The 13,274-nt window shown below is 64.1% G+C and carries 14 protein-coding genes and 1 tRNA gene; 10 read left to right on the top strand and 5 right to left on the bottom strand.

Annotated features, from left to right (window positions below):
• Positions 1 to 48 precede the first annotated feature (48 nt).
• The 3 genes from ABH924_RS15160 to ABH924_RS15150 form a co-directional block, all read right to left on the bottom strand.
• The gene (locus tag ABH924_RS15160; RefSeq protein ID WP_234753922.1) at positions 49 to 1,062 is read right to left on the bottom strand and encodes an inorganic phosphate transporter; all 1,014 of its coding nucleotides are present in this window, start codon (positions 1,060 to 1,062) and stop codon (positions 49 to 51) included.
• A 1-nt stretch (position 1,063) separates the two neighbouring features.
• Entirely contained in the window at positions 1,064 to 1,681 is a 618-nt protein-coding gene (locus tag ABH924_RS15155; protein WP_234753923.1) for a DUF47 domain-containing protein, read from the bottom strand.
• A gap of 238 nt (positions 1,682 to 1,919) precedes the next feature.
• A complete protein-coding gene (locus ABH924_RS15150) occupies positions 1,920 to 2,579 on the bottom strand; it encodes a hypothetical protein (protein ID WP_234753924.1) in 660 nt (219 codons plus the stop codon).
• A gap of 513 nt (positions 2,580 to 3,092) precedes the next feature.
• Between ABH924_RS15150 and ABH924_RS15145 the strand changes: the two genes are divergently transcribed.
• A tRNA-Lys gene (locus ABH924_RS15145) sits at positions 3,093 to 3,165 on the top strand.
• A gap of 35 nt (positions 3,166 to 3,200) precedes the next feature.
• Here the strand turns inward: ABH924_RS15145 and ABH924_RS15140 are convergent.
• Complete coding sequence (locus ABH924_RS15140; RefSeq protein ID WP_404500037.1) at positions 3,201 to 4,595, bottom strand: CoA transferase; 1,395 nt, start codon at positions 4,593 to 4,595, stop codon at positions 3,201 to 3,203.
• A gap of 95 nt (positions 4,596 to 4,690) precedes the next feature.
• On the opposite strand from ABH924_RS15140, the gene ABH924_RS15135 reads away from it, so the two are divergent.
• The 9 genes from ABH924_RS15135 to ABH924_RS15095 all read left to right on the top strand — a co-directional run bounded on the left by ABH924_RS15135 (position 4,691) and on the right by ABH924_RS15095 (position 12,061).
• On the top strand, positions 4,691 to 5,299 hold the full coding sequence (locus tag ABH924_RS15135) for a DedA family protein (RefSeq protein WP_404500035.1): 609 nt from the start codon (positions 4,691 to 4,693) through the stop codon (positions 5,297 to 5,299).
• A gap of 203 nt (positions 5,300 to 5,502) precedes the next feature.
• Entirely contained in the window at positions 5,503 to 5,805 is a 303-nt protein-coding gene (locus tag ABH924_RS15130; protein WP_078106942.1) for an urease subunit gamma, read from the top strand.
• A 9-nt stretch (positions 5,806 to 5,814) separates the two neighbouring features.
• Positions 5,815 to 6,228: an urease subunit beta gene (locus ABH924_RS15125; protein WP_404500033.1), complete on the top strand. Its 414-nt coding sequence runs from the start codon at positions 5,815 to 5,817 to the stop codon at positions 6,226 to 6,228.
• The gene (gene ureC / locus ABH924_RS15120; RefSeq protein ID WP_404500031.1) at positions 6,218 to 8,002 is read left to right on the top strand and encodes an urease subunit alpha; all 1,785 of its coding nucleotides are present in this window, start codon (positions 6,218 to 6,220) and stop codon (positions 8,000 to 8,002) included. The genes ABH924_RS15125 and ureC overlap by 11 nt, the downstream gene beginning before the upstream one ends.
• Positions 8,003 to 8,021: 19 nt before the next feature.
• Positions 8,022 to 8,501, top strand: a complete 480-nt coding sequence (gene ureE, locus ABH924_RS15115) for an urease accessory protein UreE (RefSeq protein ID WP_404500029.1) — start codon at positions 8,022 to 8,024, stop codon at positions 8,499 to 8,501.
• Positions 8,502 to 8,708: 207 nt separating this feature from the next.
• Complete coding sequence (locus ABH924_RS15110) at positions 8,709 to 9,380, top strand: urease accessory protein UreF (RefSeq protein WP_404500027.1); 672 nt, start codon at positions 8,709 to 8,711, stop codon at positions 9,378 to 9,380.
• Between the two features lie 16 nt (positions 9,381 to 9,396).
• Positions 9,397 to 10,014 (top strand): urease accessory protein UreG, encoded by a 618-nt coding sequence (ureG, locus tag ABH924_RS15105; RefSeq protein ID WP_078106937.1) that lies wholly within the window; start codon positions 9,397 to 9,399, stop codon positions 10,012 to 10,014.
• Positions 10,011 to 11,006, top strand: a complete 996-nt coding sequence (locus ABH924_RS15100; protein WP_404500025.1) for an urease accessory protein UreD — start codon at positions 10,011 to 10,013, stop codon at positions 11,004 to 11,006. The genes ureG and ABH924_RS15100 overlap by 4 nt, the downstream gene beginning before the upstream one ends.
• A complete protein-coding gene (locus tag ABH924_RS15095; RefSeq protein WP_404500023.1) occupies positions 11,006 to 12,061 on the top strand; it encodes a HoxN/HupN/NixA family nickel/cobalt transporter in 1,056 nt (351 codons plus the stop codon). The genes ABH924_RS15100 and ABH924_RS15095 overlap by 1 nt, the downstream gene beginning before the upstream one ends.
• A 163-nt stretch (positions 12,062 to 12,224) precedes the next feature.
• Here the strand turns inward: ABH924_RS15095 and ABH924_RS15090 are convergent, their stop codons facing one another.
• On the bottom strand, positions 12,225 to 13,253 hold the full coding sequence (locus ABH924_RS15090) for a PHP domain-containing protein (RefSeq protein WP_404500021.1): 1,029 nt from the start codon (positions 13,251 to 13,253) through the stop codon (positions 12,225 to 12,227).
• Positions 13,254 to 13,274 lie beyond the last annotated feature (21 nt).

Here is a 13,274-nt window from a genome sequence, read left to right as displayed (position 1 = left end):
CTTTTGCGTGCCTGGAGGAACTGCTGAACTCAGCGGGACAGCCTGAACTCAGCGGGATAAGGGCGAGAGCGCCAGCCCAAGGACGAACGCCACGGCGGCGGTGACGATCGGCGTCGCGACCCAGAACCCCAGGATCCGCAGCACCATCCGACGGTTCGTGACGGAAAAGTTCTGGTTGGTTCCTGCGCCGAGCACTGCCGACGTCACAGTGTGGGTGGTGGAAAGGGGCAAGTGGAAGCCGATGGCGCCGACGAACAACATCAGCGAGGTCAGGCTCTGGGCGATAAATCCCCGCATCGGGTCTATCCGCGTCAGCTTGTAACCCAAGGTGTACGAGATGCGCCAACCACCACAAAGCGTTCCCGCCGTGAGCATGACAGCCACCAGCAGGATGACCCAGAACGGGAGGTCATTGGAGTCGGACACCCCGGCCGCCACGGCGCCCAACAGGATCACCGCTACGGATCTCTGCCCGTCCTGCAGGCCATGGCCGAACGCAACGGCAGCGGCCGAGACAGACTGGGCATGGCGGAAGCGGCCATGTACGACATCGGGCTGGGTGTAGCGCGCTGCCCACGTGACCGGCCACACGAGAAGATAGGCGCCGAGGAAGGCAATCACGGGGGACAGTAGCAACGGCAGGACCACTTGCACCAGCAGAATGCCGTCTACTCTGTTGATGGAGCTGCCTCCCATCACTGCGCTTGCAGCTCCGGCGCCCACCAGGCCTCCCACCAAGGCATGGGTTGACGAGAGCGGCACACCGCGCCACCAGGCGTAGATTCCCCAAAGGATGGCGCTGCACAGCCCCGCGGCGAGCACAGTCAGCCCGCTCATTCCCGAAGGGAGAACCACCCATGACTGGCTGAAAACCAGCGCGAAACCGCCACTGAGCAGCACGCCGGCAAAGTTGAAGACAGCCGCCAACACGACGGCAACTGACGGAGTGAGGGCACGGGTCCGCACGGAGAGCGCGACGGCGGTGGAGACGTCGCGGAAGCCATTCACGAATGCGAAACCAGCCGCCAGCACCACCACAAGGGCGAAGAACGCGACCGCCACCTCATGCTTCCTTGACGATGATGCTGCCTACCTGGGTCGCGACACGGCGCATGTCCTTGGTGACCTCAACTAGCTGGTTGGCTACGTCGCGGTTCCTCGAAAACTGGGTGGACTTCATGTCGCGGAGCATCTCGGCCACCCAGGTCCGGTGGCTGCGCTCCGCGCGCTTGGCCAGCCGCAGGACCTCGATCCAGTAATCCTCGAGCTCGTCCAGATCGTCCAGCTGACGCATGGCATCAACCGTGAGTTCCGCTTGGCGGCTGATGATCTCCAACTGGTCCGCCGCGCGCTTGGGCACCCTGTCCAGTTTGTAGAGGGCTACGAGCTCACCCGCGGCATCCAGCTTTTCCATCGCCTCGTTGAGGAAACGGGAGAGGGCGTACATGTCCTCGCGGGGGAGCGGGTTCACGAAACTCGTCCGCATGTGGGTCAAGAGGGCGAAATGCAGATCCGTGGATTTGGCCTCATGTTCGTGCATCTCTTCCACAAGCCGTTCGTGCTCCGCGACAGGGGCTCCGAAGATCTCAGAAAGCGTCCCGGTTGCCTCAAGAATCTGGCGGGCCATTTGCGACAACAATTGCAGACCGGCGGGTTCTTGGGGGAACAGACGCAGCTTCATTTGGCTTCCGGTAGGCGGGAGGGATGGGGGTGGGGCGGCGTCTTCGCCGAAGGGCATAAAAATGGTGCCGAACCGGATACGCCTCTCGGCGGTAGGCCGCTCGAAGCGGCTATAAGTTGAAGCCCGGGGGTTTCGCGGTTCGACACCAGTTTCAGTTTTCTACGTCGTCCGAGCTAAGTCAACATTGACAGCTGGCGCCCGAGGTGGTTGTGACGGCCCCCCGCCCTTATATTTCACGTCAATCCAGCTCTCCGAGGCGCCACGCATTGGCCGCGTGCTCAAGATCTTCCGCGGTCTTCACGAGCTGGTGGGAGTTCCGGGTCAGCTTGCTGGCGTGGCCTTCGTTGGAATGCTCTGCGCTGTCGGCCAGGGTGGCTTGGCCGAGCGCGACGACGCGGCAAAACGCGGCCGAGCGTTCCAGCGCGACGTCGAAATCGCCGTCGAACGCTCCCGAAAGGATAGCGTCCGCCATCTGCTTCATTTCATCGGCTCCCGGCGGCTCGGCGGCTCCCGCCACAACATGGGAAACCTGGGCGGTGTCCCGGCCGGCCTTGAAGTACACGGAGATGCGCTCGGAGTCCTGCATGGTGGCCGCGCGCAATGCATAGAGCCGCCACAAGGCGCCGGGCAAGGACCTGGCGGGGCTCTCGGCCCACATTTCGGCGATGGCCTCCAGGCCTTGCTCGTCAGCGAGCTTCACGAGGCGCCTGGTGATCTTGGGATCATCGCTATCGCGGCCTCGCCGGACGAGGGCCTGGGCGGCAAGGTGCGCGGCTTCGGACACACGCGCGGGGTCCGCTCCGCCGGCAAACGGCTCGAAGTCAACCGGCGCGAAGGGTTTCGGCTTGTGGTGCCTATTTGCTCCGCCGTAAACAGGAGGTCCCGATTGTTCGCTCATGCCCCAACGCTACTCCTGTGTTTTCGCTCGTGCACTCTTGACTGGCGCTTGTTGCAACCTCCCCATGTTTGGACCCGCGGGGGCGGCGACACGCCGTTGTGGCCGCGCGTCGGCGTCGGGCTTTGGTTCAAAAGCGGGGAGAACGCTGCTGGGCCGGTGGTGTGGGCCGTTGCCTATTCGCCGCAAGGCAGTGCTTCTTGGTGCCTGTCGCATCCTCCCCATGTTTGGATCCGCGGGCGCCCCGACACGCCGATGTGGCCGCGCGTCGTTGTCGGGGTCTGGTTCAAAAGCGGGGAGAACGCTGCGGGGCCCAGCTTCTCTTCGGGTGGCGCCTGTTGCGGTGCGTTCCTTCCTGACCTTGTTTGATTCCCTAGTTGCCGCGACACGCCGTAGTTGCCGCGTGTCGTCGTCGGGGTTTGCGCCAAAAGAGGTCACGACGGCGCGGGTGCTGCGCGTGTCAAAACGGCCTTGAGCTTGAGGTACAGTATTTATGGCTGTTTCTACAGTCGGCAGGGGCCTTTAGCTCAGTTGGTAGAGCATCGGACTTTTAATCCGTGGGTCGTGGGTTCGATCCCCACAGGGCCCACCCAAAAACCCCCGGAACCGTGCGGTTCCGGGGGTTTACTTGTGCGTGGCCCATATGGCTGGGTGACGGCCGAGCGGTCCGGCTTGCTGCGACCAGTGCGCGGCGACACCGTCGATTCGCCCTGGAAGAGGCACGCGTCGCGCCGGCCCCCAGTCGGTGGTGGTTTCCACGAGAGTGAAGTCTTTCGGTGTAGGTACGGACAGGTGATCTTTCGGCGGGGTCAGCGAGTACAACAGGTTGGCCGTGCCGATGAGTGAGCCCTGGATACGGGCCGCTACCGAATGGGTGAGGCGCCGGGTCAGGGCCCGGGCGACGGCGGCGGCCAATAGCCAGCCGGTCGCGTGGTCGAGAGCCTGAACGGGAAGCGGGGTCGGCTCCGCTTGGCCCGTCGCGGTGGCTCCGTCGTCAGCGATCCCGCAGCTCATCTGGACCAGACTGTCGAACCCGCGGCGGTTGCGCCAAGGGCCATCCCAGCCGTAGGCGTCCAGGCTGGCGATGATCAGGGCGGGGTTCACCGCGATCAGGGCCTCGTCGTCGTAGCCCAAGCGTTTCAGGGCGTCGCCTCGCAGTCCCGACACGAGCACATCGGCACCCGCGAGCAGTTCCTCGAACATCGCGCGGTCGCTTGAGGCAGTGAGATCCAAAGCGGCGGTACGTTTGCCGAGCGTGGTCTCAGGCAGTAGTGACGGCACCTCGTCAAAGCCTGGGGGATCGATCCGCAGGACGTCGGCACCGTAGCCGCCAAGTAATTTGGTGCACACCGGTCCTGCGATCACCCGGGTCAGGTCGAGCACTCGCACCCCGTCGAAGGGTAGTTGCCCGATGGCGTTCGGCGTGCGGGCGCCGGGTGAGCGGCGCTCGACGACGGTCAGCGGCGGCGCGTCCGCGGTCGCCGCCCCCGCAGCCGAGGCGAGCCACTGGCCGCGGTTGTGCATGACTGCGGCGCATCCGCCCGCCTCCACGATCGCCGTCTCCAATTCCTCGGCACGCAACCCGGCTACTGCGGCCTGAACAGCTTCGCGGTCATGGGCGCCCAGCACCCGCTCGACGGCGGTGCGGTGGCTGGCGTAGTTGGTGTGCAGCCTGATCCAGGCGTCCGCCGCACGGTAGTTGCCGGCGATGGGGTCCCACAGCGGTGGCCGGGTCCAGCCGATCGGGGTGAACAGCCTCTCGGACGCGAACGCTGCGCACGACTCCCGACTATCTACCGTCACCGCCGGCTGCCCTGACTGGCGGCGAGCCGCGAGAAACTGCGCTGCCGCCACCGTTGCGGCGGCAACCGCCCCCGTCGCTAGTCCTGTCACGTCGAAAGCGGCCGGGAGGACCGCCCTTGGCCCGGTCGTCGTTAGCTGAGTGGCTGGCCAATCCGCATCATCGGCGCCGATTGCATGCCACACGCGGGAGGTCACATCAGCGAAGGTGTCATTCACACTCACCATTCTCGACGGGCCAACACGGAACGAGCAACGGCAGCCGGATCTGACGCCTCCTGCCCAAGGAGGCCTTCAACTGCCAGACTGTCTTCATGCATGCGCTTTTGGACGGACTCCTGAACACCAGCCCGCTCGTGATCGCGTGCATCGTGTTCGCCCTCGTGTTCGCTGAGGATGCAATCTTTGTGGGCTTTGTGATTCCTGGTGAAACGGCGGCGGTGGTCGGCGGGGTGATTGCGAGCCGCGGGCTGTTCGAATTGTGGGCCATGATCGCCATTGTGGTGACTGCCGCGATCACGGGAGACACCGTGGGCTATGAAATAGGCAAGCACTTCGGCCCACGGGTGATGGCCTTGAAAATCCTGGACAAGAGACGCGCCCAATTGCAGAAGGCTGAAGACTTCCTCAAAGACAAAGGTGGCGTCGCGGTGCTTCTCGGCCGATTTACCGCTTTCTTTCGTGCTGTCATGCCCGCGCTCGCCGGACTCAGCCGCATGCCTTACCGGCGCTTCGCGTTTTGGAATTTCAGCGGCGGCATTATCTGGGGGGCGTTGTTCGTGACCCTCGGCTTTGTGGCCGGAAATTCGTACGAAGAAGTGGCGCGCGTAGTGGGCCGGGGTGCGGCGGCTGTGGTGGCAGTAATTGTGGTGGCGATTCTAGTTGTGTGGCAGGTCAGGAAACACCGCGCGAGGAAGGCTTGATGCCGCACGAGCACGGAAACCTTGCGGAAATCTCAAGGCTTTAGGCTGGTCACAATTCGTTCGGGAGGGGCGGTGAAGGGTCGAACTGGATATGTCTGACGTTTGGCGTTATAACCGTAGTAGCTGCCCCGACGTCCTCGGCTTATCTGAGCCTCGAGTGATCTGATGTCCGCTTCTGCAGCACGCAACTTTAAGGAGAACCGATGCATCTTTTGCCCCGTGAGCAGGAAAAGCTCATGATCGTGGTCGCGGCCGACCTCGCCCGCCGTCGGCAATCCCGCGGCCTGAAGCTCAACTTCCCCGAAGCCGTGGCGATCATCAGCTACGAACTGATTGAGGGCGCCCGTGACGGGAAAACCGTCGCTGAACTCATGAGCTATGGGACCACCCTGCTTCGCCGCGAGGATGTCATGGAGGGAGTGCCCGAGATGATCCATGACGTCCAGATTGAGGCCACATTCCCTGACGGCACCAAGCTCGTCACCGTCCACGACCCGATCCGCTAGGAGGCCAACATGATCCCCGGTGAGTACCGTCTCCAAGCAGAGCCCATCGCTTGCAACAGCGGACGCGAGGCGATCGCCGTCGACGTCGTCAACCGTGGCGACCGCCCGGTCCAGGTGGGTTCCCACTACCACTTTGCCGAGGCGAATCCGGCCCTCGATTTTGACCGCGAAGCAGCTTACGGCCGCCGCCTCGACATCCCCGCCGGAACGGCCGCGCGCTTCGAGCCGGGCGATTCCAAGACCGTCAAACTCGTTGCGCTTGCGGGCAGCCGCGAAGTCTACGGCCTGCGGAACGCCGTCAACGGTCCCCTTGACGCGGACGCAGGACAGTACGACGGCGGCGCTGCCGCCGCCACCGAAGGGCCCGGAGCCAGCAAAGAAGGGCCCGGAGCCCGCAAGGAAGGACAGCCCAGTGAGCTTTGAAATTTCGCGCAAGCAGTACGCAGACCTTTACGGCCCGACGACGGGCGACTCCATCCGCTTGGCGGACACCGAACTTTTCCTCGAGATCGAGAAGGACTACACGGTCTACGGCGAAGAAGTCATGTTCGGCGGCGGCAAAGTGGTCCGCGACGGCATGGGACAGAACGGCCAAGTGACCCGCGACGGCCGCCGGCCTGAATCGAACGCGGCATCGGACCAGACGCTCGACGTCCCGGACACCGTCATTTCGAACGTCGTGGTCCTCGACTACACAGGAATCTACAAGGCCGATGTGGCGCTCAAAGACGGCCACATCTTCAAGATCGGCAAGGCCGGCAACCCCCAGATCGCCGACGGCGTGGACATCGTGATCGGGGCCAGCACCGAGATGATCGCGGGCGAGGGCAAGATCCTCACCGCGGGCGGAGTGGACACCCACATCCACTACATTTCCCCGGACCAAGTCCCCACGGCCCTGTGCAGCGGCATCACCACTATGGTCGGCGGTGGCACGGGACCGGCCGAAGGCACCAAGGCCACCACCATCACCCCCGGCAAATGGCACATTTCACGGATGCTGCAAGCCGCGGAAGGGCTGCCGATCAACATTGGCCTCCTCGGCAAAGGCCACGCGTCCGCCATCGAGCCGCTCGCTGAACAGATCCGCGCAGGCGCGGTGGGCCTCAAAGTCCATGAGGACTGGGGTGCCACGACCTCGTCGATCGACATGTCCCTCCGCGTAGCTGACGAATACGACGTGCAGGTAGCCATCCACACGGACACACTCAACGAGTGCGGATTCGTGGAGGACACCATCAATGCCATCGACGGCCGCGTGATCCACACCTTCCACACCGAAGGCGCCGGCGGCGGGCACGCTCCGGACATCATCAAGATCGCCGGATTGCCCAATGTGCTCCCGGCATCCACCAACCCGACGCTCCCGTACACGCGGAACACCATCGAAGAGCACCTCGACATGCTCATGGTGTGCCACCACCTCAACCCGGACATCCCGGAAGACGTGGCGTTCGCGGATTCCCGCATCCGGGCCGAAACCATCGCCGCCGAAGACGTGCTCCAGGACCTGGGCATCTTCTCCATGACGTCCTCGGATTCCCAGGCCATGGGCCGCGTGGGCGAAGTCGTCATCCGCACGTGGCAAGTAGCCGACGCCATGAAACGGCAGCGAGGCGTCCTCAAGGACCCGTCCGGCGCAAGCCACGGTGCTGCAAACGGCTTGGGCCAGGAAAGCGACAACTTCAGGATCAAGCGCTACATCTCCAAATACACCATCAACCCGGCGATCGCGCAGGGCATGGCGGACTCCATCGGCTCGGTTGAGGTGGGCAAATTCGCCGACCTCGTCCTCTGGAATCCGGCCTTCTTCGGTGTGAAGCCGGAACTGGTCCTCAAAGGCGGTCAGATCGCCTACGCACTCATGGGCGATTCCAACGGCTCCATCCCCACCCCGCAGCCACGCACCATGCGCCCGATGTTCGCCACCCACGGGAAGGCGCTGCAGCAGTCCTCCATCACCTTCCTGTCCAAGGCGGCCATCGACGCCGGTGTTCCGGAAGAGCTTGGCCTGGAACGCGTCATCCGGCCGGTGTCCGGCATCCGGAACCTGAGCAAAGCGGACCTCAAGTTCAACGGCGAGACGCCCGACATCGCCGTCGATCCCGAAACCTACAAAGTGACGGTCGACGGCGAAGACGTCACCTGCGAGCCTTCCGACGTGCTGCCCATGGCCCAGCGCTACTTCCTTTTCTAGATCGCCGGAGGAGAACCACATGATCATCGAAAAGATCCTGGGCAACCTGCACGAACTGCCCGACCCCGAACAGTACGCCGGCCTCCACAAGGAGAAAGTCGTGCTGCCCAGCGCCCAGCTGGTCAAACGCATCCAACGCGTCACCACGGACCATGGGAAGGAGCTCGGCATCCGCCTCCCGGCTGGCTCCGGAGACCTGCGCGACGGCGACATCCTCGTCGTCGAGGATGCGAACCTGATCGTGGTCTCGGTGCTGCCGAGCGACGTCCTGGTCATCGCCGCACGCAGCATCTACGAAATGGGTGTGGTGGCGCACTCCCTCGGCAACCGGCACCTGCAGGCCCAGTTCTTCGACGCCGACTCCGAGTACGGGGCCGAAGTCATGGTGTGCCAGTACGACCACACGGTCGAGGACTACCTCAAGCACGTCGGTGTGCCGTACGACCGCCAGGAACGCGTGATGCCGGTGCCTTTCCGCCATGCTGAACACACGCACTAGTCTCCTGGGCCGATGGTCGGGTTGGGGCGCCAGCCCTTCGGTCGCCGCAGCTTCGGCGGGTGATAGGGGCCGTGCCCGTCCCCAGCCGCTCCCAACCCTCGCAAGCTCGGGTCGGGGCCCTCGCGGCAGTGGGCCCCCCGCGGTGCCCTCCACACCGCGGCCCCTATCACCCGCCTTCGCCTTGTACGTCACCTTGCGAGGCGCCCGATGAGCGGGTCGTACCAGCTCGCGTTGCAGCAGCTGACTGACTCCGCGTTGCCTACCGGGGCGTTTGCTCATTCTTTGGGGTTTGAGACGTACATTGACCGCGGGTTGGTTCACGATGAAGCGTCATTCGGCACTTGGCTGTCCGCGTTTGTTGGGCAGCAGTTGACATATTCCGACGGCTTGGCCATTCGGTTCCTGTACGAGGGAGTGTCTGTGGGGGAATTGGATGAGCATCTCAGCGCTCAGCTCTTGCCTCGGCAGGTGCGGGAGGCCAGTACCAAAATGGGCGGGCGGCTGATCGAGATCGGGACCGAGGTCTTTCCTTCGGCCGAGCTGGAGGCCTACCGGACTCTCGTGACCACGGGCCGGGCTGCCGGTCATCAGCCGCTGGCGTTCGCCGTCGTCGCGCGCTCGCTGGGCGTGCCGTTCGAAGATGCGCTCGCCGCTTACCTTTTCGCGGCGGTCACCTCACTGACGCAGAACGCCGTGCGCGCCATCCCGCTCGGCCAGAACTCAGGGCAGCGGCTGTTGCGCAAGGCGCACGACGACGTCGCTGCCGCCGTCGAACATGTCCAGCACCTCAGCTGGGACGACTTCGGAGCCGTCAGCCCCGGGCTGGAAATTTCGCAGATGCGGCACGAATGGCAACGTGCGCGCATGTTCATGAGCTAGAACCATAGGAGGACACATGTCTGAACCCATCAAGATCGGCATCGGCGGCCCGGTAGGTGCCGGCAAAACGCAGCTCGTGGAGCGCCTGACCCGCCACATGAGCCGGGAAATCTCCATGGCCGCCATCACCAACGACATCTACACGATCGAAGACGCCAAAATCCTCGCAGCCAACGGCATCCTGCCCGAGGACCGCATCATCGGCGTCGAAACCGGCGGCTGTCCCCACACCGCCATCCGCGAAGACACCTCCATGAACACGGCGGCCATCGAGGAACTCAAGAAACGCCACCCCGACCTGCAGGTCATCTTCGTCGAATCCGGCGGCGACAACCTCTCCGCGACGTTCAGCCCCGAACTCGTGGACTTCTCGATCTACATCATCGACGTCGCCCAGGGAGAGAAAATCCCCCGCAAGGCCGGTCAAGGCATGATCAAGTCGGACCTCTTCATCATCAATAAGACGGACCTCGCCCCTTTCGTCGGCGCGGACCTATCAGTGATGGAACGGGACTCCAAGGAATTCCGGGGCGACAAGCCGTTCTGCTTCACCAACCTCAAAACCGACGAAGGGCTCGACAAGGTCATCGCATGGATGCGGCACGACGTCCTGATGCTCGACCTGGCGCAATGAGCACGACGGCTACGGCGGTCGAGGGGAGTCCGGTCGGTGACCTGACCGCTGAGGCGGCGAAGCCGGATTTGGGGGCCGCGGCGTGGCGGGCACCGCGGAGCGGGCACGGCCCCAAATCCGGCGGAGCCGCCGGAGGTGACCTGGTACCCCCAAGAGCGCCGCGGGGCGAGCTCAGCCTGCGGGTCGCCCTCCGTGCTGGTCGTTCCGTGGCCGTGCAGCAGTTTCATCAGGGTGCCTTGCGGGTTTTGAGGCCGCACTACTTGGATCAGAGCGGTCAGGTTTGTTATGTCATGGTCAATCCGGGCGGGGCGTATTTGGGGGCGGATCTCTATGTTGTGGATGTGGAGGTCGAGGCCGGGGCTTCGTTGCTTTTGACGACGCAGTCGGCCACGAAGATCTATCGGACGCCGGGGTCGTTTGCTGAGCAGCGGATGACTATCCGCCTGGGGGAGGGGGCGGAACTGGAGTTGGCTCCCGACCAGCTCATCGCCTACCGGGAGGCCAGCTATCGGCAGAATACGCACATCAATGTGCATCCGACGTCGAGCCTCATCATGGCGGAAGTCATCACTCCCGGCTGGTCGCCGGACGGCGCCTCCTTCCGGTACCGGGAACTCCGGCTCCGGAACGAGATCCAGGTGGAGGGCGACGACGGCGCGGCGCTGCTTGCGCTCGACAACCTCCTGATCCGGCCGCCCCTGGGCGAAGTGACCGGAGTGGGCTTCATGGAGGGGTACAGCCACCTGGGATCGCTCATTGTGGTGGATCCGCGGGTTGACCAGGCGCTCGCCGACGAACTGCACCGGCTGGCGGCGGGGTATGAGGCGTACTCGGGCTTGTCGCTGACCCGAAGCCTTGCGGGCACAACGGGCCTGATCCTGCGGTCCCTGTCGAACAGCACCGAGGAACTGAATCGATTGCTTGGTGCCTGTACCGGCCTTTTGCGCGAACGCTGGTACGGCAGGGCGCCGCTGAACCTCAGGAAGTACTGATGACCTCACTCGCGGAGTTCGCCTCGATGTACCGCCGGCGCGAGCATCTCCCGATGAAGTCGCGCCTCGCGTTCATGTTCGGCTCGGTCGTCCTCTTGCACCTTGCCGCCGTCGTGCTCCTGCTGGTGGGTGGCGCCGGCGGCGGGCAGCCTCTGGCGCTCGGCCTCGTGCTGACGGCATATGTGGCCGGTATCAAGCACAGCTACGACTGGGACCACATCGCCGCGATCGACAATTCCACACGAAAATTCGTGGCACAGCGCAAGGACCCCGTGAGCGTCGGCTTCGCCTTCAGCCTGGGCCACAGCTCCGTGGTGGTTCTGGCCGGTGTGATGGTGGTTGGCGGCGCCAGCCTGGTGGGCCAGCTCATGGAGGACGGCACCACCGGACACCTCGTGCTGGGGCTGATCGGCAGCGGCGTCTCCGGGCTCTTCCTCCTGGCCATGGGCGTTTTCAACGGGTCTGCATTCCTCCGCACGATGCAGCTGTACCGCGCCGCCCAGGCTGGCGGTGCGATCGCCGTCGACGACCTCGAAACCAAAGGGCTCATCGCGCGGCTCTTGGCCAAGCCGCTATCCAAGGTCCAGCGTCCCCGGAACATCTATGTGATCGGGTTCTTGTTCGGGCTCGGCTTCGACACCGCCACCACCATCGGGCTGCTGGTGCTCACGACGGCGGCGTCGCTCGCGGGCGTGTCCGTTCTTGCCCTCCTGGCGTTGCCGCTGGCCTTCACCGCGGCCATGACGCTCTGCGATTCCGTCAACGGCGTGGCAATGATGCGAATGTACAAGTCCGCCATCCATGATCCTCAGCGCAAGCTGGGATTCAACGCCATCATCACCGGCATCTCGGCCTTCTCGGCGCTCTTCATCTCGGTCATCACGCTGGGCGGCTTCCTCAACGCGGCCTTCGGGCTGAGCGATCCTGTCACCACGTGGCTCGGCGAAATAGACCTCGGCGATGCCGGGCTGGTGCTGATTGCGCTGTTCGCCGTTGTTTGGGCGGTCGCGGCCGTGCGGTTGCGGGTCCGCTCAGCGCTCCGTAAGAAGCCCTGACGACGCTCGCTCACTTATGGCGGGAAATTCGACGACGCTCGCTCACTTATGAAGCCGTTTTGGTGAACCCTCCTGCAGTCGCATCGGCAGGGTCCGACGGCGGGGGTCGGCACTGGGTGCGGAAGTCGCCGTCGGGCATTAAACAGTTGGCGGCGACGGCGGGCTATAGCTTGGGCTGGAGCCACTCCAGAAGCCGGTCCAACGGCCACGTCGTAACGATGCGATCGGCGGGTACGCCGTTGGCTTCCGCCCGCTCGGCACCGTATTGCAGGAAATCGAGCTGGCCCGGGGCATGCGCGTCACTGTCGATGCTGAAAAGGCAGCCAGCGTCGAGGGCCATCCGAATCAATTCGTCCGGCGGGTCCTGGCGTTCGGGCCTCGAGTTGATCTCGACGGCGACTGAGTGTTCCGCACACGACGCGAATACTTTTTCTGCGTCGAACTCCGACGGGGGCCGTGTTCCTCGTGATCCTTTGACCAAGCGGCCGGTGCAGTGCCCAAGGACGTTCGTGTGGGGGTTTTCGATGGCGGCGAGCATGCGCCGAGTCATGGACCGTTTGTCGGATCGGAGCTTCGAGTGGACACTGGCAACCACAACGTCGAGTTGGCTCAGCAGCTCCGCGGACTGGTCCAACTCGCCGTCTTCAAGAATGTCCACTTCGATGCCGGCCAACAGTCGGAAGCCGGGCTCCTTCCCGTTTTGCTCGTTGATTCCATCCACAACCATGAGTTGCTCCATCAAGCGCTCGGGGCTGAGTCCGTTGGCGATGGTGAGGTTGGGGGAGTGATCGGTAAGAGCGAGATATTCCCGTCCGAGAATATTCGCAGCGGTGACCATGACCTCGATCGGTGAGCCGCCGTCCGACCAGTTGCTGTGGCTGTGCAGATCGCCCCGGAGCTTGGCGTGAAGCGTGTGTCCACCGTTGACCAAGGGTTCGGCGCCACGACGGCGGAGGTTCTCAAGGTAGTCCGGAACAGCACCGCTCAGGGCCTGGTTGATCACTTCGAAGGTCCGGTTGCCGATTCCCTTGGTTCGCTTGAGCCGGCCATCCCTGACCCGGGCAATCAGTTCCTCTTGGCTCAGGCCGGCGATGATGCCCGCAGCCCGTCGGAACGCCTGGACCTTGAAGCCGTCCGCGAGTTCCCGTTCCAGCCAGAAGGCGGTTTCGTTGAGCGCGTCTACGGCCTCCATGGCTCAATCATGTACCACGCC

The organism is Arthrobacter sp. GAS37 (assembly GCF_044908325.1).
Classification (GTDB): Bacteria; Actinomycetota; Actinomycetes; order Actinomycetales; family Micrococcaceae; genus Arthrobacter; species Arthrobacter ramosus.
The sequence above is the reverse complement of the archived record's forward strand: the minus strand, read 5'-3'. Positions and strand labels throughout refer to the sequence as shown.

Coding starts and splice junctions, on each gene's coding strand:
- ABH924_RS15155 (WP_234753923.1), bottom strand. CDS start 1,681: ATGAAGCTGCGTCTGTTCCCCCAAGAACCCGCCGGTCTGCAATTGTTG.
- ABH924_RS15150 (WP_234753924.1), bottom strand. CDS start 2,579: ATGAGCGAACAATCGGGACCTCCTGTTTACGGCGGAGCAAATAGGCAC.
- ABH924_RS15135 (WP_404500035.1), top strand. CDS start 4,691: ATGCATGCGCTTTTGGACGGACTCCTGAACACCAGCCCGCTCGTGATC.
- ABH924_RS15130 (WP_078106942.1), top strand. CDS start 5,503: ATGCATCTTTTGCCCCGTGAGCAGGAAAAGCTCATGATCGTGGTCGCG.
- ABH924_RS15125 (WP_404500033.1), top strand. CDS start 5,815: ATGATCCCCGGTGAGTACCGTCTCCAAGCAGAGCCCATCGCTTGCAAC.
- ureE (WP_404500029.1), top strand. CDS start 8,022: ATGATCATCGAAAAGATCCTGGGCAACCTGCACGAACTGCCCGACCCC.
- ABH924_RS15110 (WP_404500027.1), top strand. CDS start 8,709: ATGAGCGGGTCGTACCAGCTCGCGTTGCAGCAGCTGACTGACTCCGCG.
- ureG (WP_078106937.1), top strand. CDS start 9,397: ATGTCTGAACCCATCAAGATCGGCATCGGCGGCCCGGTAGGTGCCGGC.
- ABH924_RS15100 (WP_404500025.1), top strand. CDS start 10,011: ATGAGCACGACGGCTACGGCGGTCGAGGGGAGTCCGGTCGGTGACCTG.
- ABH924_RS15095 (WP_404500023.1), top strand. CDS start 11,006: ATGACCTCACTCGCGGAGTTCGCCTCGATGTACCGCCGGCGCGAGCAT.
- ABH924_RS15090 (WP_404500021.1), bottom strand. CDS start 13,253: ATGGAGGCCGTAGACGCGCTCAACGAAACCGCCTTCTGGCTGGAACGG.